Consider the following 26,980-nt stretch of genomic DNA (forward strand, 5'->3'; position numbering starts at 1 on the left):
CCCCAGACCCCGCCCGGCCATAACCCCTAAAAACCAACCTACCGCCGCGGCCCCCAGCACAAAAATTGGTATTTTTTTGCCCTTTTGGCGCGGCGCCACGCTGCGATCTTTTGCTTTTCTGTGTGCTGACTTACTTGATCAGTCTGCCCAACCCATCCAGCAACCGCTGCAACGCGCCCTGATTGCGGCGCATCACTGCCAGCCCGGCCTCGGCCATGCGTTGCGCATCGCGAGGCAGTTCGAACAGGCGCTGCACTTCCACCGCCAGCCCTTCGGCATCATCGACTTCGACCAACGCCCCGGCGCTGCGCAATTGCGCGGCGATGTCGAGGAAGTTGAACAGATGCGGGCCACTGATCACCGGTTTCGCCAACGCCGCTGGCTCCAGCAGGTTATGCCCGCCGTTCGGCACCAGACTGCCGCCGACAAACGCGCTGTCTGCCAGCGCATAAAGAAACAGCAACTCGCCCATGGTGTCGCCGAGCAGCACTGACGTACCGGCATCGACAGCGACGCCGGTCGAACGCCGCACCGTGGCGAAACCTTCGCGCTGGCACAACTCGAACATCGGATTGAAGCGCTCCTGATGACGCGGCACCAGAATCAGCAGCGCATCGGGATGACTGGCCAACAGCCGACGATGGGCGCTAAGCACCACTTCATCTTCACCTTCGTGGGTGCTGGCGGCGATCCACACCGGACGCTCCAGCGCCTGCCACTGGCCGCGCAACTCGGCGGCGCGTTGCAGCAGTTGCGGGTCGATGGTCAGGTCGAACTTGATTGAGCCGGTCACTTCGACCGCTTCCGGGCGTGCGCCCAAGTCACGGAAGCGCTGCGCCTCGGCTTCGGTCTGCACCGCGAGCAGGCTCATTTCGGCGAGCATCGGCGCGGTCAGCTTGCTGAAGCGGCCATAACCTTTGGCCGAACGCTCGGACAACCGGCCGTTGGCCAGCGCTACTGGAATCCCGCGCTTGGCGCATTGGTGAATGTGGTTGGGCCAGAGTTCGGTTTCCATGATCACCGCGAGTTTTGGCTGCAGCCGATCCAAAAAACGCGCCGAAGCGCACGGCAAGTCATACGGCAGATAGCAGTGCTGAATGCGCGGCTCGTTGGCAAACAGCGCCAGAATCCGCTCAGAGCCGGTCGGAGTCATGCTGGTCACGGTGATCGGCAGCTGTGGATAACGTTGCAGCAGCGCACGGATCATCGGCGCGGCAGCGATGCTTTCGCCCACCGACACCGCGTGTACCCAGATGCCTCCGGGTTGCAGCGTCGGCATCCCGTAGGAGAAACGTTCGCCAATCCGTTTGGCGTACGCCGGCGCCTTGCGCGCCCGCAGCCACAGCCGAATCGCCACCAATGGCAGCCCCAGATAAAACAGCGCGGTGTAGAGAGTTCTATTCATGGCGGCGGAGTTTATCGACTTTTGTCACCGATCGCCCGCAAGTGCACGGCAAAACGCTCGGCGAGCCAACGCGCCGCCGGCCCCAGCGGCTCATCGCGGCGCCAGACCAGCTCGACGACCAATGCCGGCGGGGTCCATTCGCTGTCCAGTTCGACCATCGAGCCCTGATACGCCGAATACTGCACGACATGGCGTGGCAGCCAGGCCCAGCCGAGATCGCGCACCAGCCATTCGGCCATCACGTAGAAACTGTCGGCGCGCCATACCTGTGGACTGGCGGGTTCATTGCCCGGATAGACGCTGGTTTGCGTCGACATCAACAACTGCCGGTGTTGCGCGAGTTGCTGGCAGGTGACGTAGGACTGCGTCGCCAACGGATGATTGATCCCGCAGACGGTGACCATTTCCACACTGCCGAGCACCCGTCGCTCCAGTGCTTCGGGAATTTCGTCGTGATAGAACAACAGGCCGAGATCGGCGCGACGCTCGATCAGTTTGCGCGCGACTTCGCCTTGGGCGGCACTGGTCAGTTGCACTTCCAGGCTAGGAAACTGCTCGGCCAGCGCGCCGAAACTTTCCACCAGCGCCTGATAGGGCATCGCCTCGTCCTGCGCCACGCGCAATTGCGCTTCCTGACCACGCATCATCGCCATGGCCCGACCGTTCAGGCGCTCGCATTGGCGTAACACCTCGCGCGCCTCCTCAAGCAGCGCCTCCCCCGCTTCGGTGAGGCTGGGCTGGCGTCCACTGCTACGCTCAAACAGGCTGACGCCCAAATCCGCCTCCAACAGGGCAATCGCGCTGCTGATCGCCGACTGTGCCTTGCGCTGATGCCGCGCCACCGCGGAAAACGAGCGCTGTTCGGCGACGTCGACAAACACGCGCAGTTGATCCAGATTCCATTGCATGTTCATCAGCAAGCCCATCTTCAAAACAGATAGGTAATGACTTTACCCCATCTGGAGAATCACTAGAATGCCGACCTCAGAAAGCAACGTTTTACTTGAGGATTGAACCATGAACGCCTACGCCTACCTGGCCATCGCCATCTGTGCCGAAGTGATCGCCACTGTTTCGATGAAAGCGGTCAAAGGCTTCAGCACGCCGCTGCCATTGATTCTGGTGATCTGCGGCTACGCCATCGCGTTCTGGATGCTGACGCTGGTGGTACGCACGGTGCCGGTGGGCGTCGCGTACGCAGTGTGGGCCGGCATGGGCATCGTGATGGTCAGCGTCGCGGCGCTGTTCATCTACGGGCAGAAACTGGACGTACCGGCCATGATGGGCATGGGCCTGATTGTGTTAGGTGTGGTGGTGATCCAGCTGTTCTCGAAAACTGCCGGCCATTGATTCACACCGCTCCAATGTAGGAGTGAGCCTGCTCGCGAAAGCTATAGTCGACTCGACATTTAAGCTGACTGACCCGCCGCTATCGCGAGCAGGCTCACTCCTACAGGCTTTGCGTTCAGCCTGTTGATCACCAACAATTCCCCTCTTTCACGAGTCTGTATACTGCGCCCTCGTCTTGAACACTGAGGTCGCTGCATGCCATCCGTTATTTCCACCGACGTTCTGATTGTCGGCGCTGGTGTCGCCGGCCTCTGGCTGAATGCGCGCCTGCGCCGTCAGGGTTTTTCGACCGTGCTGGTGGAAAGCGCCAGCCTCGGCGGCGGGCAGAGTGTGAAGTCGCAAGGCATCATCCACGGCGGCGCCAAGTACGCACTGCACGGTGCGCTGACCGGCGCTTCCGAAGCCATTGCCGACATGCCACGCCGCTGGCGTGAAGCGCTGGCCGGTGACGGCGAGCTGGACTTGAGCGGCGTGCGCCTGCTGTCCGAAGCCCACTATCTGTGGTCGCCCGGCACCCTCGCCGGCAATCTCACCAGTTTCTTCGCCAGCAAAGCCGTGCGTGGCCGAGTCGATCAGGTCAAGGGCGATCAACTGCCGCCCGCCCTGCAAGACAAGCGCTTCAAGGGCAAGGTCTATCGCCTCGCCGAATTGGTGGTCGACGTACCGAGCCTGATCCAGCGTCTGGCGGATCTGGCCGGCGACGGCTTGCTCGCCGGCCAAGTGATCGAGCCGCTGCTCGACGCTGGCGTGCTGATTGGCCTCAAGGTCGATGGTCGCCAGATCCGCGCCCAGCGCATCGTGCTCAGCGCCGGCGCCGGCACCGCCGCACTGCTGACTGACCTCGGTCTGACCAAACCGGCCATGCAACGCCGTCCGCTGCACATGATCATCGCCAAAGGCCCGAGCCTGAAACCGCTGTACGCCCACTGCCTGGGCGGCGGCACCAAACCGCGCATCACCGTCACTACGCATCCGGCGGCTGATGGCAATTGGGTCTGGTATATGGGCGGCGACATCGCCGAAAGCGAAGGCGTGGCCCGCGAGCCCGCTGAACAGATCGCTACCGCGCAGAAAGAACTCGGCCAGTTGCTGCCGTGGATCGACCTCAGCACCGTGCAATGGGCAACCCTGCGCGTGGATCGCGCCGAACCGCTGCAATCGGGCCTGACCCGACCTGACAATGCGTTCCTCGCCGAAGAGGGTCGCCTGCTGGTGGGCTGGCCGACCAAACTGGCGCTGGCGCCGGACTTCGCCGACCGGGTCATCGCCTCCCTTGAGCGCGACGGTATCCAGCCAAGTGCTGCCGAGCCACTGCCCGAATTGCCGAAACCACCGATGGGCGTCCCGGCCTGGGAGCAACTGCTGCCATGAGCCTGCCAACCCTGCATGACTTGCATCGCCCTCTGGGCAGCACCGGCCTGATGGTTTCGCCGCTGGGCCTGGGCACGGTCAAACTCGGCCGCGATCAAGGGGTGAAATACCCCAACGGTTTCCAGATTCCCGACGACGACGCGGCGCAAATGCTGCTCAAGCAGGCCCGCGAACTGGGCATCAACCTGATCGACACCGCACCAGCTTACGGTCGCAGCGAAGAACGCCTCGGCCCGCTGTTGCGCGGCCAGCGAAACGACTGGGTCATCGTCAGCAAGGTCGGCGAAGAATTTGCCGATGGCCTGTCGCACCACGATTTCAGCGCGGCCCACACGCGCCAGTCAGTTGAGCGCAGCCTGCAACGTCTGGAAACGGATTTTATCGACCTGGTATTAGTGCATTCCGACGGCAACGATCTGGCAATCCTCAACGACAGCGAAGTCTATGAAACCCTCGCGGAGCTGAAGGCCGAGGGCAAGATTCGCGGCTTCGGCTTCTCCGGCAAAACTGTCGAGGGCGGGCTGAAAGCGCTGGAGCAAGGCGACTGCGCGATGGTCACTTACAATCTCAATGAGCAAAACGAGAAGGCCGTGATTGACTATGCTGCTGCTCACGGCAAAGCCATTCTAGTGAAGAAGGCTTTGGCCAGCGGTCACGTGTGCCTGAGTCCCGGCGTCGATCCGGTTCGCGCCAGTTTCGAGTTGTTGTTCCAACAGCCTGGCGTCGCCAGTGCTATTGTCGGCACGATCAATCCGCTGCACCTCGCCCACAACGTTGCGACCGCTGCCCAGGTCCTTCGTGGTCATTGACGCCGCCTCGCGGCCTTAAGCAGGAGCCGACATGCCGCGCACGCTCATCAGAAAGAACCCGAGCAACTTCAAGACCCTGCCGCTATTCGTCGAAGCCACGCCCGAAGGCCTGAGTTATCAGAGCGTCGGCATGCCGCTGAATTTTGCCCAGACCTTGCAGCGGCGCAAACCGGTCAGCGTCGCGGATGCCGAACGCTTTGCCCTGGAACTGGCCAACCTCGGGGTCTCGGTGCGCCTGACTCTGCATTGGCAGAATCGTGATTACTGGGTGCTGGTGCGCCAGCGCAGGCAGGATCGCGGCGACGTCGTGCTCAAGCTGATTTCCGGTTACGTGCCGGCTCACGAATTGAATATTCCGTTGCACACAGCGATCCAGGAGATCGCCGAAGAGTGTTTGCTGGAAACCCCCGAAGGCTGGCTCGGCGGCCGTTTCAACGATACCTGGCTGCCAGCGCCTTACTCCTCCGCGCTGCATTATCGCGAGGCGCTGCCGTTTCGTCTGACGCCGTTGTCCGGCTCGGCACTGCCGGTGCGCTGCGCCAATCTGCAATTGCAGGAGCGTCCACGGGCCTACGTGCATCTGCCGACCGCCTCTCTGCAACTGATTTATGACCTGCGCCTGGAAGTGCCCAAGGAAGCCAAATCCCTGAGCCTGTTCCACGTCGATGAACGCCTGGAAGGCGATCAACTGGTGGCCCGGCTCGACCGCAAACGTCCCGATCTGTATTTGATGCCGCTACAGGATGGCGAACCACTTGCAGAGCTCTACACGCTGAAGAAGGGTCAGCTGTATCCGGCAGGCACCCGCGGCCTGTATCTGGCCGAGAGCTTTGCCCGACAGGACGGCTGGGTGGTACGCGAAGAGCGGATTCGCTGGAAGGACTGGCTGGCGCAACAAGGCTTGCTGCCGGCGAAGGCACCGCGTCAGAGCCTCAAGCAACTGAGCATCAAGGCACTGAAACTGGTCGGACTGGTCAAGCGCAGCGCCAGCAAGTAACGCTCTAGCGCTGGCGATCCATGAAGGTGCGCAGCGTGGCGAAGAAGTGGAAATAACGGTTCTCGCGCTTGCCCATGCCGCGTTTGGGAGAGAACGATTCTTCGGCGAACGCACCATTGATACGCACGCGGGAGGCTTGGGTTTTCAGAGTGCAGACCTTCGCATCAGCCTGTTGCAGTGCATATTTGAGCAACCGCTCGGAGTGCAGCTTTCTTCCAGTAGCCTTGCAGAAATCGAAGATGCGCTCGATGCGTTTACCGTAAGCGACGTAAGTATCACGACCGCAAATGGCAAACCGATCATTCAATCCACCCCACCACTGCCAATCAGGAATGTAGGCGTTGTGGCGGCGCGCCTGCGGAGCCTTGAACACATAAGCCGGCAACGGCGTGTGAAAGAAATTGTCCGGGCGTACGAACACAACAAAGTCGGGATCGAAAGACTCGATGGCCGTGGTCACGGTGTGCAGCGAATTCAATTGAAAGATCAGGTTACGCAGCGACGCATAGTCGTCCGCCCAAGTATCGCCGAGTGACTTCACGCGCTCGAAATCCCAACGCTCCAGCACGCCCTCAGTTGATGTAAGCGAACCTGTCATCGACTCGAAAGGCCGGTAGTTATCGGCGCTCAACTCACCCTGCTCGCCCGAACGGGTGTTTTGTACTTCGTCGACTTTGTAGAGGTGATAGAAACATTTCACCTCGCAATCCGCAGGCAATTGCGCTAGCACGTTCTCCTCGATGGAAGGAAAACAGATCTGCGAATTTCTTGGGATTCCGAAAAAAGCCACTGCAACTTTCAACACTCAACAGCACCTTTTAATAGTGATTCGCCGCTCATTTGCGACGCAGTAACCGTTGCCACCAAGGACGCGGCTGAAGAGCCACAACCGTGACGCCGGCCTGTTGCAGCCAGTCGCGCTCGTAGTCCCAGGCGTGTCCGCCCCAGAGTTTTCCAGCTTCATTGGAAAAACCCAGGGTCATGAGCTGGTAGGTGTATCCGCTATGAACGCGTAACCAGTCAAACAACACCAGAGCGTTGAACCCCGTGGAGGGGCCGACATAACGCTTGCCGCCCGGGCGATCAACCGGGTAGTTCCACAGCGGCGGAAGTGGAATTCGCTCGCGCAAAAGTGCCACACCAGGCACGGGACTCATCGCCCCGGTTACCCCGACCAGCATGGTGAAACTGCGCTCGCCGGCCTGCTCGACCAGTTGCTGAACCTGAGGGCTGCGGGGCAGACCGAAAAAGTACGCATCCGGTGCGTTGAAGCCATGAACCAGGACATTGACGCTGCGCGGGTCAAGCAAGGGTGCCTTGACGCAGGTATTGAAACTGACCACGACGTCATCCACGCCTATGTTCAATCCAGCGAAATCAGCGGCGGTAATCGCCGGGTTGTTGGCAATCAGCACCACTCGAGGGGCGCGCTGCAAACAGGCCTTGAAGGCCGACGAAAAAGCATCGGGAACGCATTGATCGCCGCCGGGCAGCGCATCCAGCGCCATGTATTCGCCGTTTTTCGGCGGTTGATGCTCCTTCATTTAGACCGGCACCTTCATCCCGTAGCGCAATTTTACCCACCACTGGGTGAACGCCGAAGGCGGCTGCCACGGACGCATTTCACGCTGGATTTCAGCGGCAAGGGTCTGCCCGACGCGGGCAAAGGAATAACGGCTTTCGGCAAACGCCTGCCCATTGGCGGCGATGCGCTCGGCCAGCGCAGGATCGCCCTGCAACAGTTTTATCTTTTCTACCGCCTCGTCTTCGCTGCGGTAGAACACCGTGTTGTGCATGTCTTCGAAACCCAGCAGCGTGTCTTCCTCGCCCTGACTCCACGCCAGCAGCACGCAGCCGCAGGCCATCGCTTCGAAGTTCTTGATCATGAATTCATTCATGCCAATGTCGGCGCTGACAAAGATGCGGATGCGATTGAGCGTTTCCAGATATTCAGCACCGGACTTGGTACGGGTCACCAGCATGCCGGTGCGCTTGGACAGTGACTCGAGAATCGCCTTGCGCTGGGCGTATTCAGTGCTTTTCAGGCTACCGAGGAAACCAATCGGGATGTCGCGCTCGGCACCGGTGTTACGCAGCATCTGCTCGTCATAGCCCTTGGAAACGAACACCGTGTCGATGCCTTCGGCGTTCATTTTGCGAGCAACCACGGCCCCGGACACCAACGCCCGGCAACTTGGCAGGCGACTGTAGAGCCGCGAGTAGACCTTGCGGTACTTACTCGCGGGCATGTAGTTCTGGTAGGCGTCGTGTTCGAGGAAGATCAGCCCCGGGATGCACTTGAGCACACGCAGTTGTGGCGCCAGGCGTTTCACGCGAGAGAAGATCACCACCCGGTCAAAGGTCTGATAATCGACAGAGGCGAGAAACGAGCCCAGGTTCATCTGCTGCTTTTTACTCAGACGAAAGATGGAACACTCATCGCAGTTCTGCTGCACGATTTCGTACAGCCGATCCAGAATGACTCGCTGCTCGTCCATCACCAGGAGCATGACTTTCATAAATTAAGTTACCACGTGACAAGTACAGGCAAGCGCATCGGGTTTGTAGCAGCCGACATCAAAAGAAACGGTTAAATCCCCACGGCAAAACCCGTTCATACGCAGTACACAACGGAAAGTATTCACTGGATCAACGATTGCGAATCTTCTCGACAATCGCCGTTGTCGAGCTGTTTTCAACCAACCCCAAAACCTTCACCGTACCGCCATAGGCAGTCACGATATCCGCGCCGACCACTTGCTCGATGCCGTAATCCCCACCTTTGACCAACACGTCCGGCTTGACCTCACGCAGCAGGTTTTCCGGCGTGCCTTCAGCAAAACTGATGACCCAGTCCACGGCGCCCAATCCAGCCAATACAGCCATACGCCGATCAACACTGTTGATCGGACGGCCAGGGCCTTTCAGGCGACTGACCGAAGCATCGTCGTTGACTGCGACAATCAGACGATCGCCTTGGGCGCGCGCCTGTTCCAGATAGGTCACATGGCCGGCATGCAGAATATCGAAGCAGCCATTGGTGAAAACGATTCTTTCGTTGTGCGCACGGGCGTCGGCAACCGCCAGCAGCAGTTGCTCGATCCCCAGCACACCGCGCTCGGAACCTTCTTCGCGCTGAATCGCGCGGCGCAGTTCCGGTGCACTGATGGCCGCCGTACCCAGCTTGCCGACCACAATGCCTGCGGCCAGGTTGGCCAGGGCCACCGCGTGAGGCAACTCCTCGCCGGCAGCAATCGCCGCCGCCAGGGTCGAAATCACGGTATCGCCAGCACCCGTCACATCAAATACTTCGCGGGCACGGGCAGGCAGGTGCAGCGCCGGATGATCCGGTCGCAGCAGGGTCATGCCGTGTTCGCCACGGGTCACCAGCAGCGCACCGAGTTCGAGGTCGTGCATCAGGGTGGCACCCTTGCTCACGAGTTCGTGCTCATCGGCGCAACCGCCGACGATGGTTTCGAATTCGCTGAGGTTCGGGGTGATCAGGCTCGCGCCACGATAGATCGAGAAATCCTTGCCCTTGGGGTCGGCCAGCACCGGAATGTTGCGGGCACGGGCTGCCTGGATCAGCGCCTGATGGTTTTTCAGTGCGCCTTTGCCGTAGTCGGACAACACCAGCACCTTGACGCCTTCGAGCAGATCATCGACCTGCGAGGCAAGGGCCAGGGCGTCAGTGGAGAAGGGTTCTTCAAAGTCGATACGCAGCAATTGCTGGTGCCGGCTCATGACCCGCAGCTTGACGATGGTCGGCTGGTGAGCGATGCGCTGGAACAACGCCCGCACACCCGCAGCCTCAAGGCTGTTGCCGAGACTGTCGGCGGCTTCGTCGTCGCCGGTCACGCCGACCAGCGATGCAGGAGCACCCAGCGCGGCGATGTTCAGGGCAACGTTGGCAGCGCCACCCGGGCGATCCTCGATCTGCTCGACCTTGACGACCGGAACCGGGGCCTCAGGGGAAATCCGTGAGGTTCCGCCATGCCAGTAACGGTCGAGCATGACATCGCCGACTACCAAGACAGGCGCTTGATCGAAACGCGGCATGGACAACTTCATGGAGCAACCCACATACAAAATGAACAGGGGCGCGATATTAACACAGGGTAAAGCGTCGTCCGCCTCATTCTGAAAGGTCGCGCACCCAGAACAATTCATGACGCCGGACTGCCTTGCGGAAAAACTCGTTACTGCCTGTTTCAGGCCAACGCCGCCCCGCCAGCACCCTCTGTATCCAGCGACGTAACTGGCGTTTGAACACCGGTGCCCCTTGCAGATCGTGCTCCATGGCCAGCGCCATCGCCTTGTCCAGTTGCACATCCGGCGACACCAACGGACTCCAGAGTCGGTCAGCAGGTAACGGCTCGATGGCTGGCGGCAACGCGATGCCACTTCCAGCAGGGCCCATCGGCCAGCGGTCATTGTCATGCAGGTGATTGGCGTACATCAGCAACGTCGTCGGCTTCCAGTTGCTGGCAGCGACTGCCTCAAGGAGCGCGCGGGTGGACGCGACATGATCGCCATGCGGGTCCAGTTCGGGATGCGGAGTCACCAGCACTTGCGGACGGAAATGCTCCAGCAGTGCCGTCAGGTCTGCGACCAGATTCTGCCAGGTCGCAGCGCCATCCAGATCAGCCGGCAGAGCAACAGGGTTATGCCGACGCACGCTGCGCACGTCGCTTTCCTCGGACTCGCGGGAGCCGAATGCCTTGGCCGGCTCTTCGGCCATCGGCGGCAATTGCAGACAGTAATAGCCCAATTGCACGCAATGACTGGCGGGCACGCCGCCCCAGAGAGGGATGGTCAGGCTGTCCCAACTGCGCAGGCGCCCCTTCAAACGGGCCGCCTGAGCCTGATTCAAGCCCAGACGCTGGAACTCTTCTGCTTCGATCTCCCCCTGAGTCACGGTGACGATGCTGACCTCTTCGCTCTGGCTATACAGGCCAAAAGCAGCCAGCTCGGCATCATCGGCATGCGGCGCAATGACCATCACCCGCTGACGGCTGTAGTCGGGACTGGCCATGACCCAGAGCGTGCCCTTGGCACTCACGCTGCAATGACGCCCGCACAGCTTCAGCGAACCTTGCTCCAACGCCTCCCATTGCCCGGAAAGATTGAGGAAACGCTTGCCCTTGACGCCTCGTTCGAACTCCTGCCGGTCATTGCCGATTTTGACGCAAGGGTCTAGCCAGCGCCCCAGCCAGGAGGCCTTCAATTGAAGTTCAAGTACGAGGGTTTCGCCTGGCGCCAATGGCCCGCCCAAGCGCACTAAGCCGTTTTCTAGGCTGATGGCCTGACTTGGCGTGTCCGCAGGAAAGTCGTATTGATAGTCGTCGCCAGGACGATAGAACAAATGATCAGCAAACCACGCTTCGTGGGCGACCCACGCCAGCACCAGCAACAGCGGCACCAGCCACCAGCCGATCAGAAAACCGACCACCGCCAGCGCCAACAGAAACGCAATCAGGAACAAGCGCTTGTTGCGCCGATGGATCTTGAGCAGCTGTTGCTTGCGCGCACTCATCAATTCAAACCTGGTAGACCGGCACCGTGTGGCACCAGCGATCCTTGTATTCGCGATCGGCACGACCGAATGAGTAGCGCAGGGGTTTGCCCAGCGCCTGCGCATCCGCCCAGGCCTGCTGCGTGTTGACGAAACTGAGCACGCTGCCGGGACTGAACTCGCGACTCTGCGGGTCGACGCCACCGTTGACGTACTCCAGCGAGACCCACTGCGGTGCTTCGACTCGATAGAGAATCTGGACCGCTACCGGCGCAGAATCGAGCATCACCAGCGAACCGGTCATGAATTCGCGCAGCAAGGTGAAGACCTCAACCAGTCCAGCCTTGCCGGGCACTTCAAACCCCCAACGACGCTGAAACAGATCGCCGTAAATCGTAGCCTGCTCCTGAGGGGCAAGCCCGGACATGGCAACCAGCGAGCCACCCGCCTCTTCCAGCAGACGCTGCTCGCGCCGCTGGTTATAGCGAAACTTCTTCGAATAGTCTTCCGGGGCCCTGGCCAGCGCCAGACCTTCGGGTTGCGCTTTCAGAGTGCTGATCTGGTCGGCATTGAGCTGGGAGACATAAGCGGCGCGCTGGCGCACCGGCACGACTGTCTCCGCAGCGATGGGCAGGATGATTTCCGCATTACCCATGTCGAGCAAGCCGCGCTTGCCTTCGCGCTTGAGCACTTGCTTGGACAGGGCGACATGACGCCCCCAACAGGCAACGGCGCCGACTACGTCGCCATCAACGACCCAGCCCAGGTAATGCAGCTTGATGCCCAAAAACGCCGACAGGCGCTCGACCACTTCGGGGTGAGTCGCAAAGCTGCCGCCAAAACGCTGCCAGGCCTGCGCGTAGGCATCACGGTCAATCTCGGTCCAGCCACGTTCGCGCCAGGCGCGAAACATGCTCAGCATACGTCCGTCACATGGGCCGGCTGCGATTCGTCACCCTCTTCAAACTCTCTGGCATGCAGCCGCGAGTAATAGCCGTTCTGCTCCAGCAGTTGCGCGTGGGTACCACGCTCGACGATCTGCCCCTCATCCATGACCAGAATCAGGTCGGCCTTTTCGATGGTGCTCAAACGGTGCGCAATCACCAGCGTCGTGCGGTTCTGCACCACATGATCCAGCGCCGCCTGAATGTGCCGTTCCGATTCGGTATCGAGGGCCGAAGTGGCCTCGTCGAGAATCAGCAACGGCGCATCCTTGAGCAGGGCGCGGGCGATGGCGATGCGCTGACGCTGACCACCGGACAGCAGCACGCCGTTTTCACCGACCATGGTTTCGTAGCCTTGCGGCATTTTGATGATGAACTCGTCGGCGTAAGCCTCGGTTGCAGCGCGCTTGACCTCATCGAAAGGTGCGCCGGCCAGATCGCCGTAAGCGATGTTGTTGGTCACCGTATCGTTGAACAGAGTCACCTGCTGGGTCACCAGAGCAATCTGACGACGCAGACTGCGCAAGGTGAAGTCCTGCACTTCCACGCCGTCGAGCAGAATCTGCCCCTGTGCATGCTGATAAAAGCGCGGAATCAGGCCAGCCAGCGTGGATTTGCCGCTGCCGGAGCGCCCGACCAGAGCAACCATCTGCCCCGGTTCGACCACAAAGCTGATGTTGTTGAGCACCTGCTTTTCGGTGTCCGGGTACTGGAAGCTGAGATTGCGCACTTCCAGACGACCGTCGAGACGATCACGCTCGACCGTGCCCTGATCCACTTCGGCAGGTTCATCCAGTTGCTCGAAAATACTCTCGGCACCGGCCACGCCCTTCTGGATGGTGGAGCTGACCTCGGAGAGCTGACGAATCGGCTTGGGCAACAGGCCCGCCATGGTGATGTAAGCCACCAGATCGCCCGGCGACGCATCGCCACGGAGGTAGAGCACCAGAAACATCACCACCGCCATGGCACTGTAAGTCACCAATTGCAGCATCGGCGTATACACCGCGCCGGTTTTGGTCATCGTCAGTTGCTTGTCGGTATTGCTCTGGCTGGCGTCGCGGAAACGCTGCTTTTCGTAGGTCTCGCCACCAAAGCTGCGCACCACGCGATAGCCGTGAATGGTCTCGGACGCCACGTGGGTGACGTTACCCATGGAAACCTGGATCTTCTTGCTCTGCTTGCGGAATTTACGGCTGGTGCTGTTCACCATCACGCCGATGAGCGGCAGGATCGCCACCATCACCAGGGTCAGTTTCCAGTTCATCCACAGCAGGGTGCAGAACAGGAAAATCACGGTCATGCCTTCGCGAATCACCACTTTGATCGCATCGGTGGCTGCGCCGGTTACCATCGTCACGTTGAAGGTGATGCGGGAAATCAGGTGGCCGGAATTGTTCTTGTCGAAAAAGCGGTTGGGCAATTCCAGCAGCTTGTTGAACAGTACAACTCGCAGGTCATGGACCAGGCCGAGCGAAACCCGCGCCAGAAAGAAGTTGCCCAGAAACGAACCCACGCCCTGCCACAGTGCGATGAAGACGATCATCAGCGGCACGGTCTCCAGCAACTGCAACTTGCCAAGGTAAGGATTGCCCGGGAACAGGCTGGCCTCGGGGTTGGCCAGTCCGTCGACAAAGTATTTGAGGATGTAGGCGAGCATCGGCTGGGTCGACGCGAAAATCAGAAACCCGACGATACTGAGAATGAACAGGCCCGCATAAGGCCGCACGTAAGCCAAAAGACGGAAGTAGATCGCCAGCGTAGACTGGGCTTTCGGTTCAGGGCTGCTCATGGTAATCCGCGCAAATCAGTGAGGCGCGGATGATATCACAGGCCTTTTCCCCCCAATAAACATGACGGGAAGCCAGCTCTCGGCCAAGTCGGTTAAGATAGCCGGCTCACGATGGGGAGTCAGGCATGCAATCGATTGATCACAACAGCTACGAGGCACTGCGTAAGGGTGCGCACGTACTGGAAGCCGACGGTTCCGGCGACAAGGTGCTCAAGTTGGCCGATGGCCGCATGCTCAAGCTGTTTCGCCGCAAGCGACTGCTCAGTTCGGCGCTGTTTTATCCCTACGCGCAACGCTTCGCCGACAACACCCGCGCCCTCGAACAGCGGGGCATTCTGTGCCCGAAGGTCATCGCGGTGTATCGCATACCGAGCATTGAACGTGACGGTGTCTACTACGACCCGCTGGCCGGCATGACCATTCGCCAGTTGCAGAACAATAACGAGGAAGCCGACGCCCTGCGATTCAAGCTGGGTGGGTACTTCGCGCAACTGCACGACAAAGGCGTGTACTTTCGATCGCTGCATTTCGGCAACGTAGTGCTGACCCCGGACAATCAATTGGGGCTGATCGACATTGCCGATCTGCGCTGCCAGAAACGTGCGCTGAGCGACAGCAAGCGCCTGCGCAACTTCGCCCACCTGCTGCGCTACAAGGAAGACCGCCAGTGGCTACTGGGGCAGGACGCTGGCGACACCTTCATCGAAGGTTACCGCCAGGCCTTGCCGAGCAACCGCCAAGCGCCATTGATTGCACGCCTGCGCCCACTGCTCGACTGATCCTTACTTGCCGATGACCAATATCGTCGCGCCCTTGCGATTGGCAAAGTGCTCGATGATGCGCATTTTGTGTGCAACCAGCCAATCGTTCAGCCACGGCTCATCACCCTTCGCATCAATCAGGAAGTAGCGATAGTTGTCTGCCTGCGCGGCCGACATCGCCTCTTCTCGGGTCAACGTCGGAAGCACGTAGCCGCGACCAGCGTAATAACTGATACGCCCGTCCTCAAAGTAGGCCGGCGCGCCCGGCTCGACATGCGCAGACAGCCAGCGGCCTGCCTCGACATAATGAGTCTTGCCGGCCCCGAACGAGAGAACGTTAGACAGCATCACCAGCAACCCCACTACCACCAGCGCTTTGCCCAAACGCGGAAACTGGCTGACAAAAGCCGCCAGCCCCATCGCCAGCACTGGCACAAACAGCAGATTGAGGAAGCTCATGTATCGGCTGTTCATGAACTGCTGCTTGATAAAGAACAGCACCAATACCAGCAGATACAGCACTGCCGCCCAGGCGAACGGACGATAGTCACGCCAGTAGGCACCCAGAATCCCCCAGTTACGACGCAAAACGAAGGGGACGGCAAAAGGCCCCATCAGCTTCACAAAACTGATCGCCATGGTCGCCAGAATGCCGAAGAAGATGATCTGACCGGCGTCGTCCTGCGAATACTTGTTGACCAGCGAGTTAGCGAATTGCTGACACAGCAATTGAAACGAAGAAAACACGCTATGCGGCGAGATCATGTCCAGGTAGATCATCATTCGGGCCGACATCAGCGCTCCCGACACCGACACGACCACCAAGCCTATCAAGGGCAACAATGCGAACTGAAAAAACTGTTTGCGCCGTTGCGGCGCCCACAGATTGGGCAGTTGCCAAAGCGCCAGTGCGGGCCATAACAATAAAGCCTCAAGCCGAAAAAACACCGCACCCACGATCGCCAGATGAATGAATGCCGCCCGCAACCAGCCGCCGCGAGCCTGCCAGCGCATCGAAAGCCAGAACGTCAGGGTGCAGAAGAACCAGAACCCGCATTCGCGGATGATGTCATCTCGAAAACTATTGACCGCTGGCATTGCCAGCATCACAAGACAGGCCCAGCGGGCAATCTCGGGGGAACGCTGGCGGATGCAATCCACCATCAGCGCGCTGGTGCCGGCGAAGAACAGGCCGCACCAGAGATAGGCACTCAGCTCCAGCGGCAAGTGCAGAACAACATGCGTACCCGCCAGAAGTAACGAAAACCAGGGCCAGTCAAAAGACTCCCAGGCTACATTCGGCCCGAGGAGCGTGACCCGCTGGGCGATATCAATGTAAAGGGCTGCATCGCGTGCGACTGTCGCGCTACCCATCACGGCAACCAGTGATAGCAACACGCTGGCGAAAAACGCCAGCCATACCGGATGCTCATTCACAATTCTGGAGATCTGAGCTCCCATTTTATTGCGCGTTCCTTTCACCCAACCCCCTCAACCGCACTCACAACAAGGCTCGCGAACGACACCTTCGAGCATTCACCGAAACAACAGACGTATAGCCTTGCGAGTGTATGACCAGCGAGTAAGCGTCCGCCAGTCGGCACATAGCGCCTGAAAGTAGAACGCTCGGGCCAGTTTGTATTCTTTATGGGAGTAGCAGTCGCGAAACAGCGACAGGCAACGCTGCGCCAGAAATGCCTGACGCAAATCGTGAAACTCTTCAGGCATGCGCCGCACGGAAAAAACCTCGTCAACAACCCGCTCCGTACCGGCAGCGAGGCTTTGACGCAAATCGTGGCGCATGCTGTCGGCGTGTTTGTAGATCAGCGCAACAGGCTGATTCAGAACACTGCACGGAAAGCGTGCCAGCACTTGGGCGAACACTGGCAGATCTTCGACATTACGCAAGTGTTCGGGGTAGTTGCCCGGCGCGAACACCTCCCGATGCATCGCGCTGGCACCATTGGAAATCGATACGGTTTTGTCCAGCAGATACCCCTGAACACACTGACGCGAAGTCGCTGGCAGGGGTTTGGCCATTTGCAGGCTGCGCCTCCCCCCGGCAAAAACCGACCAATGCGCACCAATGATCATCCGGCTATGAGGATTTTCACCAATGTGCTGCGCCAAGGCTGCCAAAGCGCCCGGCGCCATCTCGTCATCGGAGTCGAGGAAAACCAGATACTGCCCGGTCGTCTCCTCGATCCCTCGGTTGCGCACCGAAGACAGTCCTCCATTGCTTTTCCGCAAGCTGCGAAAGCGACCCGGATACTTTTCCAGAAGTGCTTGCAGCACCTCTGGCGTCTCGTCGGTGGAACCATCATCGATGACGAGCAAATCAGCCGCCGCTTCATCCAGCTGCGCCAATACCGATTCCACTGCCCTGGGCAGTGTTCGGGCGTAGTTATAAGCTGGAATCACGACGCTGATCAGCATTTCAGTCAAGTCCGTAACCTTCCACACCCTCTTTTACTACCAGAATATCTTCCATGATCAGGTATTGCAGGTCGGAACCGAAAAACATGTTCAACGCATCGGTCGGCGAGCAGATCATCGGTTCGCCACGACGGTTGAGCGAGGTGTTCAGCGACACGCCGTTACCGGTCAGCACTTCCAGCGCTTTCATCATGTCGTAGTAGCGCGGGTTGTATTCGCGCTTGAGAACCTGGGCACGGGAAGTACCGTCTTCATGGACGACTTCCGGCACGCGGGTCTTCCACTCTTCAGACACTTCGAAAGTGAAGGTCATGAACGGCGCCGGGTGATCGATCTTGATCATCTGTGGCGCGACGGTGTCGAGCATCGACGGGCAGAAAGGCCTCCAGCGCTCGCGGAACTTGATCTGGTGGTTGATGCGATCAGCCACGCCCGGAATGCTCGGGCAACCGATGATAGAACGACCGCCCAGTGCACGCGGACCGAACTCCATGCGCCCCTGGAACCAGGCCACCGGGTTGCCATCGACCATGATCTTGGCGATCTGCTCCGGCATGTTGTCGAGCTTGCGCCATTTCGGCTTGTTCCCGTGACGGGCACATGCGGCGATCACGTCTTCGTTACTGTACTCAGGGCCGAGGTAGACGTGCTCCATCTTCTCGACCGGTACACCACGAGCGTGGGACACATAAGCGGCTGCGCCGACTGCGGTGCCGGCATCACCGGACGCTGGCTGCACGAACAGCTCTTTGATGTCGTCGCGGGCAATGATTTTCTGGTTGAGCTTGACGTTCAACGCACAGCCACCGGCGAATGCCAGTTTGCCGGTTTCCTTGAGCACGTCGCCCAGGTAATAGTCGATCATCTGCAGCGAGATTTTTTCGAACAGCGCCTGCATGCTCGCGGCGTAATGGATGTACGGCTCGTCGGCGATGTCGCCTTCGCGCTTCGGACCCAGCCACTCGATCAGCTTCGGCGAGAAGTAGAAACCCTTGCCTTTCTCTTTGTAGCGACGCAGACCGATGACGTTGGCGTAGTCAGTGTTGATCACCAGTTCGCCATTCTCGAACGAGGCCAGACGCGAGAAGTCGTATTTGCTGGCGTCGCCGTACGGCGCCATGCCCATGACCTTGAACTCACCGTCGAGCATCTCGAAACCGAGGAACTCGGTGATTGCACCGTACAGGCCACCGAGGGAGTCCGGATCGAAGAACTCTTTGATCTTGTGGATCTTGCCGTTCTCGCCGTAACCGAAGAAGGTCGTGGCGTACTCACCCTTGCCGTCGATGCCGAGGATCGCGGTTTTCTCTTTGAAACCCGAGCAGTGGTAAGCGCTGGAAGCGTGGGCCAGGTGGTGCTCGACCGGCTCGATCTTGATCTTTTTCGGATCGAAGCCCAGTTGCTCCAGGCACCAGACGATCTTGTTGCGGTAGCGCTTGTAGCGACGATTGCCCATCAGGATCGCATCGAGGGCGCGATCCGGCGCGTACCAGTAGCGCTTGGCGTAGTGCCAGCGGGCCTTGCCGAACAGGCTGATCGGGGCGAATGGAATTGCCACCACGTCAACGTCGGACGGCTTGATACCGGCCTGTTCCAGACAGAACTTCGCCGACTCGTAGGGCATGCGGTTCTTTGCATGCTTATCGCGTACGAAGCGCTCTTCTTCTGCCGCAGCCACCAGCTTGCCGTCGATGTACAAGGCTGCTGATGGATCATGGCTAAGGGCGCCGGACAGGCCAAGAATCGTCAATGCCACAGGGGTCTAGCCTCTTTAGTCTGCATGCAGGCGCAGTGCGCCTTGAAAAATAATGTGCCCTCGCAACGGGCGAGTGACAGCTAAAGGGCGGGATTATAGCGTAAACATGAACGGAATTACCCTGTACGAATTGCCTCAGCTTGATCAGGGCGGATAAAGCTTCTCCGTTGGCTTAATAAGCGCCCTTTCGCCAATAAATACTGATGTTGCCATCGGCAACCTGACGGTAAATCGTATAAGGCAACGCTACGGTATCGCATACGCCTGACAGCGGCAGATCCAGTAACACAAACGGCAGCAGTACGCCGGTAGGGTCTGGCGGAGCATTCAACACGCAGAAATCGTAGGCCAGGCCGCTGTAGATCCGTGGAATCGATTGGCAGTAAGTCTTTTGTTTGCGCATATCCCGGGCAACGTCAGCGTCATCCTGCAATACCGAAACAGCGGTGCCGCAGCCGGATAAAAACCAGGAAAAAGCGCCCAGCGTCACAGTCTGTTTTATCGTCAAGATTTGCCCTCCGAAAGTGTCGGGGCAAACTAGCATCGGGACTGGACGGGGCACAGTTCATGGGTTCTGGGGTGGCTGTAGGACAAGTCAGTAATGCTTGTCCGCTTTTGCCCACAGAAAATTTTCGGTGACTTTGCTGACCTCTTCGCGAGCAGGTTTAAGCGGCGCTCGAGATATCTTTGGGCAGACGCTGATCGATCACTTGATACAACGCGCTGCTTTCAGGCCAGTTGCGCATGAACCGCGCCCGATCACGCAAGTACGCCGCAAAGAAGCTGTTGGCCGAGCCGTGCTGACACATCGAATCGAGATCGATCAATGCCCAACGATCATCGCGCCAGAACAGGTTGTGGCCCTTGAAGTCGCCATGACTGATGCGCTCGGCTATCAACGTGGCAAACAGGTTATCGAGCGCTTTCAACTCGGATTCCGGCGCCGCGCCGCTTTCGACATACGGTGCAAAGCGCTCGATGATATCCGGGCCCGGCAGGTATTCGGTGACCAGATAAGCCCGACTGCGCAGCCACAGAAAACGCTTTTCCAGCACTGCCAGAGGTTTCGGCGTAGCGATGCCGAGGAACGCCAGCCGATTACCCTCACGCCACGAATGCCAGGCACGGCTCGGTCGCCAGAAGCGCTTGAGCCAGTGGGCAAAACCTTTGATGTTGTAGCGCTTGATCACCAACGTGCGCCCGCCCGCCTCAACCTTGCCGACGCTCGCTGCGCCCCCGGTCTTGTACAGGTGACCGCGATCAAGCAAGGCATCGGCCTGCTCCAGCACCGGCAGCATCGCGGCTTCTTCTTCGCGACGAATCGAGCGCAGACCGAAGGCGCCACGCTGCACACTGAACAGCGTGCATTCACGGCCGACCTTGATCAGAAAATCCTTCAGGCGCCACGCTCGCACCTTGTCGATCTGCTTCTGCAAAGCTTCCAGCGGCAGCGCGTGCTCACCATTGCTCAGCAGGTAATACACCAGCAACTCTTCGGTGAAGGGTTCCAGCGACTTGGGCAACTGGGCGAAAAACACACCCAGATTTTCCAGGACTTTCTGTCGCGACAACGGTTGTCCGGCGGTCTCGGCACGAATGCCGGCGCCGTCGATCAGATACAACTGACCGCCCTGCCGCAGCAAGTTGTCCAGGTGCAGATCTTCCTGCCACAGACCTTTGCCATGCAGTTGGCCGATTGCACCAAGTGCCTCGGCCAGTACCGCTGACTGTTCATCCGCCAGCATCGGCAGCGATTCGACCTGCTGCCAGGCGTCCCCAAGGCTTTGCGCACTTTCAAGAAACTCGAACAGCAGCCAGCCGCCTTCGCCATCCTTCAGGCCATCGGCCAACAGCAACGGTGTGGTCATGCCTTGAGCGGCGAGCAGACGCACGCCATCCAGTTCACGCTGAAAATGCCGCGCAGCCTTGCTGCCGACCAACAACTTGGCCAACACCGGCCGACCGCGCCACACGCCGGCACCGACATATCGCTGCCCCGGCAACACCCGCAGCAGACTCAGCAACTGCAAATCCGCCACGCCAGCAGCGTCCGCCAGAGAAATGGTCAGCGGCAGAATCGGCGCGCGCCCGGCATTTTTCAGGTCGGACAACAGCATTAACGGGTCTCCTTGTGACTGCGTCGGGCAGTCAACCGCGAAATCCAGGTGTCGACCAGTGGACTGTCCGCAGGTTGCTCGACATACGCCGACAGCAACTCGCGCAACTGCGCTTCGCTCCACTCCGGCGCACGGCGCAGCAGCGGTTCCAGATCCTTGACCCGATCACGCTGACCGAACAGTAACGGCCGGGTCTTTTCCAGATCGATCAATTGCGCTTTGTAGCTTTCGCCACTGGCCTGCAAAAAGATGTGCTTGGGGTAAAAGCAGCCATGTACCTGACGCACACCGTGCAGGTACCGCGCCAGCTGCCCGCAGGCCCTGAGAATGGCCGATTGTTGTGCGTCACTCAGACCCGACCAGCCGTGCAACAACGAATCCAGGTCATCCCAGCCATCGAGTGCGCGCGTCAGCAGGACTGCGCGGACTTCGCCGTCAACTTTGCGCTGCCCGAAAAACGCCGCTTGCAGCGCCGGAATGCCGAGCTTGCGATAGCGGCTGATGTTGCGGAATTCCCGGGCAAAACTCGGCTCGCCAAACGGCGCGTGCAACGTACGAGTGAGGTAATTGCTCTGCCGTTTGAGGTAGTAGACGTGCCCTTCGAGGTGCAGACGAAACACGCTGCTCCAGCCACCGCCATCGGTGTTCGGCTCATCCACCGCTTCAAGCTGCTTGGCCCACAAGGCGTCGAAAGTGCCGAGGCCGTGGCGCTCGAGCAGCGCACGGTCTTCGGCAGCGAGAAAATCAGTCATTCGCGTCCCTCGAAAAATCTCACCACGTGACGGATCCGTTTTTTGTCGGCGGCATTCAGCCGGTCACACTGGCGGTATTGCATATAGAAGCGCAGGCGCTGAGTGTTCGACAGATGATACTTGGCCACCTTGTCGAGGCACGCCAGATCCTTGGTGATCCGGTATTTAAGCCAGAAACCGCGCCAGAACTCGCCGTTCGGGCAATCGATCAAAAACACTTGCGCCCGATCGTCGATCAGCAGGTTGCGCCACTTCAAATCGTTATGGGTGAAGCGCTGGTCGTGCATTGTCCGGGTATAACCGGCCAACTGCCGGCTGATACCGTCGACCCATGCACGGTCGGTGAGCTTCGGATCTTTACGTTCGGCCAATGCCGAGAGATCCTCGGTGTTCGGTAGTTCGCGGGTAATCATCGCGCCGCGATCATACGCTGCACCTCGGCGTTCCAGGCCCCAGGCCACCACTTCGGCGGTGGGGATGCCCCACTTGGCGAAGCGCTTGAGGTTCTGCCACTCCATCTTGACCCGCGGCTTGCCCAGATAGCGGCGCAGACCTTTGCCGGCACCGACGTAGCGCTTGACGTAATAATTGACGCCGTTACGTTGTACCCGGATGACCTCGGACAGCGGATCGCGGGTCAGGCGTTCGCCTTGAAGAGCAAAAACCGCTTCGAGACTGCCGAAGTCAGCAGCCAGATCGCTGTATTGCGGCTCCAGATTCCAACCCGCCATCAGAGCGCATCCCCGTAGCGCAACTTGCGCTCGTAGAGTTTGTTGGCCTTGCCTTCGAGCCAACTCAGCAACGGCGCTTCTTCAGCCAGAATCTGCCGTAGCGGCTGCTGGAAGTAGCCCTTGAGGAAACGCAGCTTGTCGCGACGCGTCAAACCGATGTCCAGCGCGGAAAAGTACAACGCCGCCAGATCCTTGTTGCGCCAGCGCTGAGTGATCTTCGCACGGGTCTGGGCGCGGTGCAGGTCGATCACCGAGAGTTTGAAGTCTTCAGCCGTCACCGGTTTGTCGGTGTGCAGCAGGAAGTGGCAGATGTAGCAGTCGCGATGGTTGACCCCGGCGCGGTGCATCATCCCGGTCATGTGTGCGACTTCGGCGATCAGCGCGCGCTTGAGCTTGGGCTGCGGCGGCTGCTTGACCCAGTCGATACTGAAATCTTCGAGGCTGACAGTCGGCGCCAGCTCTTCGGTGACGATGAACGAATGCTGATCCGCCGGATTGCTGCCCTTCTCGCCGTAAGCCACGGCAGTCATGGTCGGCACGCCGACTTCCTGCAAACGCTGGATGGCTTTCCACTCCTGACCCGCGCCGAGTACCGGCAGCTTGGCGGTCAGCAAATTCTTGAAGATCTCACCCCAGCCGATACCACGATGGATCTTGACGAAAAACCCGTTGCCGTCGACTTCCGTGCGCAGCGTCCGGCGGGCTTCCAGCTCGCGGTAAACCTCGCCCTGCAAGCCCTCGACTTCGGCGAACGGGTCGCGTCCGGCCCACAGGCTCTTGAACGGTTCAGCCAGCATCAACTTCATTTAAGCGTGCTCCGCCAGAATTACATCGGCCGCGTGCTGCGGCATGCTGTAGAGGTCGGCCGTATCGGCAAAGGCCAGACCATTGCGGCTCCAGGCCGCGCGTGCAGCGTCGTCGTTCAACATGTCGGTCAGGTATTGCGTCAGCTGCGCCTGATCGAACGGCTCGTCCAGCACTCGCCCGGCATCCGCCTCGGCAATGTAATGGGCGTAACCGCAGACCGCGCTGACCAGTACCGGCAACCCGGCGACCAGTGCTTCCAGCAGCACCGTACCGGTATTTTCGTTGTACGCCGGATGGATCAACAGATCAGCACCGAGCAGGAAACGCGGAATATCACTGCGGCCCTTGAGGAACGTCACGTTGTCGCCGAGCCCCAAAGTGACGCTCTGCATCTGGAACAATTTGGGGTCATCCTGGCCGATTACAAACAGCCGGGTGCGTTTCTTCAGTTCGGACGGCAATGCCGCCAGTGCTTTCAGGCTGCGATCAACGCCTTTGGTCTTGAACCCGGAGCCGATCTGCACCAGCAGCAGCTCGTCGTCTTTCAGATTGAATTCGGCGCGGAAACCAGCGCGAATTTCGTCGGCATTCGCCGGACGTCGACGATCCTGGGCGATGCCCGGTGGCAGCAGATGGAAGCGTTCAAGCGGCGTGTTGTAGTGCTTGATGAACAGCGGCTGCTGCACTTCGGAAATCATCAACACTTCGGTCTTCGCGTCTTTGGCGAACACCGCACGCTCGTACTCGGCGAAGTGGCGATAGCGACCCCAGCGGCGGTACAGCGAGTTGCGCAGATTCTGCGCCTTGTCTTCGAAGCAGCCGTCGGCAGCGTAATACACGTCGAGGCCCGGCATCTTGTTGAGGCCGATCAAGCGATCCACCGGACGCTTGGCCAGATCCGCTTCCATCCACGCGCTGAGTTTCTCGTTACGACGATGGTTGAAGAACGCCTTGACCGGCGCCACCAGCACTTCGAAACCGGGCGGCACGTCGCCTTCCCAGATCAGCGTGTAGACGCGGATCTGATGACCGCGCTGCTGGCATTCGAGGGCGATGCGCATGAAATCGCGCTGCAAACCACCAAACGGGAAATATTTGTACAGGACAAAAGCCAATTGCATCAGCGCAGCTCCTCAGCCATTAACAACGTGCTCAGTCGGCTGGCGACACGCTCGGGATTCAGACGCGTGAAGCACAGAGGCTGTTCACGCTTCAGGTCAAACTGACGGGCATCCTGCGCGGTCGGTTGATACGTACATTTCTTTTGCAGGCACGGCGCGCACGGGAAATCGCTGGCCAGGTGAATCTGCAGCTTGCCGTAAGCGCCGGTCAGGCCCGGATTGGTCGGGCCGAACAGCGAGATCGTCGGCACATCCAGCGCCGCCGCCAAATGGCCGAGACCGGTGTCCACCGCCACGCAGGCCTGAGCGCCGGCCAATACTTTGCCGACGCCGGCAAGGTTCAGCTTCGGCAGCACTTCAGCGTGTTTGAAACCGGCCGCGATGCGTTCGGCACGGGCCTTCTCCAGCGGATTGCCCCACGGCAGTTTCACGCCGACGCCGAGATAGCCGACCCGTTCGGTCAGCTCGCGCCAGTAACTTTCCGGCCAGTGCTTGGTGTCCCAGGTGGTGCCGTGCAGGAACACCACGAAGGCGTTCTTGCGTGGCAACTCGACCAGACGTTCGACGTTGAGACCGTAGTCGCCCAGGCCTTTGGGCAGGTCATAACCGAGGGCGATGGCGAACAACTGCCGCACACGCTCGACGGCGTGCTGACCACGGGCCACCGCCAGTTTGCGATCATAAAAACGCGCGGCTATCGGCTCGCGGGACGAGCCCTTGTCGAGACCGGCCACCGGAGCTTTGACGTAACGGGTCAGCCAGGCGCTTTTCAGCAAGCCTTGAGCGTCGATAACCAAGTCGTATTTGTTCGCCCGCACGCTTTGCTTGAAGCGTTTCCACTCGCCGCTGGTGATAGTCTTCCAGAGATTCTTGCGCCAGCGGCGGATCGCCACCGGAATCACTTTGCCGACCGCCGGGTGCCAGGTCGGAATCTCGGCAAAGCCTTCTTCCACGACCCAGTCGAACTTGATCCCGGGGATCGCCCGGGCAGCGTCGGTCAGCGCCGGCAACGCGTGAATCACGTCGCCCAGCGATGAAGTCTTGATCAGCAATACCCGCAACTTAATGAACCTCGACCACAGAGCCCTGCAATTTCTGCAAAGCATCATTGACCGCGTCCGGCATCAGCTGGCGCAGGCAGTTGTAATGGCCGAAACGGCAGGTACGGTCGAAGCACGGGCTGCAATCGAGGCCCAGACGGACTATTTCGACGTGCTCGGCCAGCGGCGGGGTGAAGCCCGGCGAGGTCGAACCGTAGACCGCCACCAACGGGCGGTTCAGCGCAGCGGCAACGTGCATCAGGCCGGAGTCGTTGGACACCACCGAGTCAGCGCAGGACAGCAGATCGATAGCCTCGGCCAGCGAAGTGTCGCCGCTGAGGTTGACCGACTCTTCACGCAAGCCGGGAATCAGCCGTGCGCGGATGTCTTCGCCGACCGCGTGATCGTTTTTCGAGCCGAACAGCCACACCTGCCAGCCTTCGCGAATGCGCGCTTCGGCGACCTTGGCGTAATGCTCGGACGGCCAGCGCTTGGATTCGCCGAACTCGGCGCCGGGGCACAGGGCCAACACCGGGCGGTCGAGGGTCAGGCCGAACTTGGCCAGGGCGGCCTCGCGAGTCACCGGGTCGATTTGCAGGCTCGGGCGCGGATACGGCTTCGGCAAATCGGCGTTCGGCTCATAAGCCAGCGCCATGAAGCGCTCGATCATCAGCGGATAACGCTCTTTGTCGAGCGTACGCACGTCATTCAGCAGACCGTAGCGGAACTCGCCACGCCAGCCGGTGCGCTTCTTGATGCCAGCGAAAAACGGCACCAGCGCCGACTTCAGCGAATTGGGCAGCAGGATCGCCTGATCGTACTGGCCGGCCATAGACTTGCCGATACGTCGACGCGTGGCCAATTCCAGCGCGCCGTGGCCGAGCGGAAAGCTCAAGGCCTTGCGCACTTCAGGCATGCGTTCAAGGATCGGCCGGCTCCACTCGGGGGCCAGCACGTCGATTTCGCATTGCGGGTGGCGCTGTTTGAGACACTGAAACAGTGTCTGCGCCATCACCATGTCACCGACCCAACTGGGCCCAACGATCAGAATATTCATGTGGTTTCCAAAAACGAACCGGGGAGGCATTACGCCTCCCCGCCTCGAGAATTCTACAAACACTGTAGATCTACTGTGAGAGCGGGCTTGCCCGCGATGGGGTCGTTACATCCAACATTGATGTCGTCTGATACTCCGCTATCGCGGGCAAGCCCGCTCCCACAGGGTTTGTTCGTCTTGCCTGGGATCTGCGTTCACCACAGATCCCTTGTAGGAGTG

The 26,980-nt window shown here is 59.8% G+C and carries 25 protein-coding genes; 5 read left to right on the forward strand and 20 right to left on the reverse strand.

Annotation, left to right across the window (positions count from 1 at the left end; all coding sequences use genetic code 11):
* Positions 1-130 precede the first annotated feature (130 nt).
* Both waaA and ACIOZM_RS18060 read right to left on the reverse strand, forming a co-directional pair.
* Positions 131-1,405: a lipid IV(A) 3-deoxy-D-manno-octulosonic acid transferase gene (gene waaA / locus ACIOZM_RS18055; RefSeq protein WP_401216160.1), complete on the reverse strand. Its 1,275-nt coding sequence runs from the start codon at positions 1,403-1,405 to the stop codon at positions 131-133.
* A gap of 11 nt (positions 1,406-1,416) precedes the next feature.
* Complete coding sequence (locus ACIOZM_RS18060) at positions 1,417-2,319, reverse strand: LysR family transcriptional regulator (protein ID WP_401216161.1); 903 nt, start codon at positions 2,317-2,319, stop codon at positions 1,417-1,419.
* A gap of 103 nt (positions 2,320-2,422) precedes the next feature.
* Here ACIOZM_RS18060 and ACIOZM_RS18065 point away from each other — a divergent pair, with 103 nt between their 5' ends.
* The 4 genes from ACIOZM_RS18065 to ACIOZM_RS18080 all read left to right on the forward strand — a co-directional run bounded on the left by ACIOZM_RS18065 (position 2,423) and on the right by ACIOZM_RS18080 (position 5,932).
* Positions 2,423-2,755: a DMT family transporter gene (locus tag ACIOZM_RS18065; RefSeq protein WP_401216162.1), complete on the forward strand. Its 333-nt coding sequence runs from the start codon at positions 2,423-2,425 to the stop codon at positions 2,753-2,755.
* A gap of 195 nt (positions 2,756-2,950) precedes the next feature.
* Entirely contained in the window at positions 2,951-4,126 is a 1,176-nt protein-coding gene (locus tag ACIOZM_RS18070) for an NAD(P)/FAD-dependent oxidoreductase (RefSeq protein WP_401216163.1), read from the forward strand.
* Positions 4,123-4,935, forward strand: coding sequence for an aldo/keto reductase (locus tag ACIOZM_RS18075; protein ID WP_401216164.1), 813 nt, complete (start codon positions 4,123-4,125; stop codon positions 4,933-4,935). Before ACIOZM_RS18070 ends, ACIOZM_RS18075 begins: the two co-directional genes overlap by 4 nt.
* 31 nt (positions 4,936-4,966) lie before the next feature.
* Positions 4,967-5,932, forward strand: coding sequence for a metal ABC transporter ATPase (locus ACIOZM_RS18080; RefSeq protein ID WP_401216165.1), 966 nt, complete (start codon positions 4,967-4,969; stop codon positions 5,930-5,932).
* A 4-nt stretch (positions 5,933-5,936) separates the two neighbouring features.
* On the opposite strand, the gene ACIOZM_RS18085 is transcribed toward ACIOZM_RS18080, so the two are convergent.
* The 7 genes from ACIOZM_RS18085 to msbA form a co-directional block, all read right to left on the reverse strand.
* A complete protein-coding gene (locus tag ACIOZM_RS18085; RefSeq protein ID WP_401216166.1) occupies positions 5,937-6,737 on the reverse strand; it encodes a hypothetical protein in 801 nt (266 codons plus the stop codon).
* A 31-nt stretch (positions 6,738-6,768) separates the two neighbouring features.
* Entirely contained in the window at positions 6,769-7,476 is a 708-nt protein-coding gene (locus ACIOZM_RS18090; protein ID WP_401216167.1) for a hypothetical protein, read from the reverse strand.
* A complete protein-coding gene (locus tag ACIOZM_RS18095; protein ID WP_401216168.1) occupies positions 7,477-8,451 on the reverse strand; it encodes a glycosyltransferase in 975 nt (324 codons plus the stop codon).
* Positions 8,452-8,581: 130 nt separating this feature from the next.
* Entirely contained in the window at positions 8,582-10,003 is a 1,422-nt protein-coding gene (gene hldE / locus ACIOZM_RS18100; protein WP_401216169.1) for a bifunctional D-glycero-beta-D-manno-heptose-7-phosphate kinase/D-glycero-beta-D-manno-heptose 1-phosphate adenylyltransferase HldE, read from the reverse strand.
* Positions 10,004-10,067: 64 nt separating this feature from the next.
* The gene (locus ACIOZM_RS18105) at positions 10,068-11,468 is read right to left on the reverse strand and encodes a PIG-L deacetylase family protein (protein ID WP_401216170.1); all 1,401 of its coding nucleotides are present in this window, start codon (positions 11,466-11,468) and stop codon (positions 10,068-10,070) included.
* 4 nt (positions 11,469-11,472) lie between these two features.
* Positions 11,473-12,369 (reverse strand): GNAT family N-acetyltransferase, encoded by an 897-nt coding sequence (locus ACIOZM_RS18110; protein ID WP_401216171.1) that lies wholly within the window; start codon positions 12,367-12,369, stop codon positions 11,473-11,475.
* On the reverse strand, positions 12,363-14,183 hold the full coding sequence (gene msbA / locus ACIOZM_RS18115; protein WP_401216172.1) for a lipid A export permease/ATP-binding protein MsbA: 1,821 nt from the start codon (positions 14,181-14,183) through the stop codon (positions 12,363-12,365). Before msbA ends, ACIOZM_RS18110 begins: the two co-directional genes overlap by 7 nt.
* A 125-nt stretch (positions 14,184-14,308) precedes the next feature.
* On the opposite strand from msbA, the gene ACIOZM_RS18120 reads away from it, so the two are divergent.
* Positions 14,309-14,962, forward strand: a complete 654-nt coding sequence (locus ACIOZM_RS18120) for a toluene tolerance protein (RefSeq protein WP_401216173.1) — start codon at positions 14,309-14,311, stop codon at positions 14,960-14,962.
* 3 nt (positions 14,963-14,965) lie between these two features.
* Here the strand turns inward: ACIOZM_RS18120 and ACIOZM_RS18125 are convergent, their stop codons facing one another.
* The 11 genes from ACIOZM_RS18125 to waaF form a co-directional block, all read right to left on the reverse strand.
* Positions 14,966-16,426: a hypothetical protein gene (locus ACIOZM_RS18125; RefSeq protein WP_401216174.1), complete on the reverse strand. Its 1,461-nt coding sequence runs from the start codon at positions 16,424-16,426 to the stop codon at positions 14,966-14,968.
* 54 nt (positions 16,427-16,480) lie between these two features.
* Entirely contained in the window at positions 16,481-17,389 is a 909-nt protein-coding gene (locus ACIOZM_RS18130) for a glycosyltransferase family 2 protein (RefSeq protein ID WP_401216175.1), read from the reverse strand.
* Positions 17,382-19,136: a carbamoyltransferase gene (locus ACIOZM_RS18135; protein WP_401216176.1), complete on the reverse strand. Its 1,755-nt coding sequence runs from the start codon at positions 19,134-19,136 to the stop codon at positions 17,382-17,384. Before ACIOZM_RS18135 ends, ACIOZM_RS18130 begins: the two co-directional genes overlap by 8 nt.
* Before the next feature lie 172 nt (positions 19,137-19,308).
* Entirely contained in the window at positions 19,309-19,644 is a 336-nt protein-coding gene (locus ACIOZM_RS18140) for a YceK/YidQ family lipoprotein (protein ID WP_401216177.1), read from the reverse strand.
* Positions 19,645-19,801: 157 nt separating this feature from the next.
* Positions 19,802-21,253 (reverse strand): lipopolysaccharide kinase InaA family protein, encoded by a 1,452-nt coding sequence (locus ACIOZM_RS18145; protein ID WP_401216178.1) that lies wholly within the window; start codon positions 21,251-21,253, stop codon positions 19,802-19,804.
* Positions 21,253-22,005 carry a lipopolysaccharide kinase InaA family protein gene (locus tag ACIOZM_RS18150; RefSeq protein WP_401216179.1) on the reverse strand — a complete coding sequence of 251 codons (753 nt, stop codon included), beginning with the start codon at positions 22,003-22,005 and terminating at the stop codon, positions 21,253-21,255. Before ACIOZM_RS18150 ends, ACIOZM_RS18145 begins: the two co-directional genes overlap by 1 nt.
* Positions 22,002-22,736: a lipopolysaccharide kinase InaA family protein gene (locus ACIOZM_RS18155; protein ID WP_401216180.1), complete on the reverse strand. Its 735-nt coding sequence runs from the start codon at positions 22,734-22,736 to the stop codon at positions 22,002-22,004. Before ACIOZM_RS18155 ends, ACIOZM_RS18150 begins: the two co-directional genes overlap by 4 nt.
* On the reverse strand, positions 22,736-23,542 hold the full coding sequence (rfaP, locus tag ACIOZM_RS18160; RefSeq protein WP_401216181.1) for a lipopolysaccharide core heptose(I) kinase RfaP: 807 nt from the start codon (positions 23,540-23,542) through the stop codon (positions 22,736-22,738). Before rfaP ends, ACIOZM_RS18155 begins: the two co-directional genes overlap by 1 nt.
* Positions 23,543-24,664, reverse strand: a complete 1,122-nt coding sequence (locus tag ACIOZM_RS18165; RefSeq protein WP_401216182.1) for a glycosyltransferase family 4 protein — start codon at positions 24,662-24,664, stop codon at positions 23,543-23,545. It abuts the gene before it with no gap.
* Positions 24,664-25,725 (reverse strand): lipopolysaccharide heptosyltransferase I, encoded by a 1,062-nt coding sequence (gene waaC / locus ACIOZM_RS18170; protein WP_401216183.1) that lies wholly within the window; start codon positions 25,723-25,725, stop codon positions 24,664-24,666. Before waaC ends, ACIOZM_RS18165 begins: the two co-directional genes overlap by 1 nt.
* 1 nt (position 25,726) lies before the next feature.
* Complete coding sequence (waaF, locus tag ACIOZM_RS18175; protein WP_401216184.1) at positions 25,727-26,761, reverse strand: lipopolysaccharide heptosyltransferase II; 1,035 nt, start codon at positions 26,759-26,761, stop codon at positions 25,727-25,729.
* Between the last annotated feature and the right edge of the window lie 219 nt (positions 26,762-26,980).

It is taken from the genome of Pseudomonas sp. NPDC087346 (assembly GCF_044744235.1).
Classification (GTDB): Bacteria; Pseudomonadota; Gammaproteobacteria; order Pseudomonadales; family Pseudomonadaceae; genus Aquipseudomonas.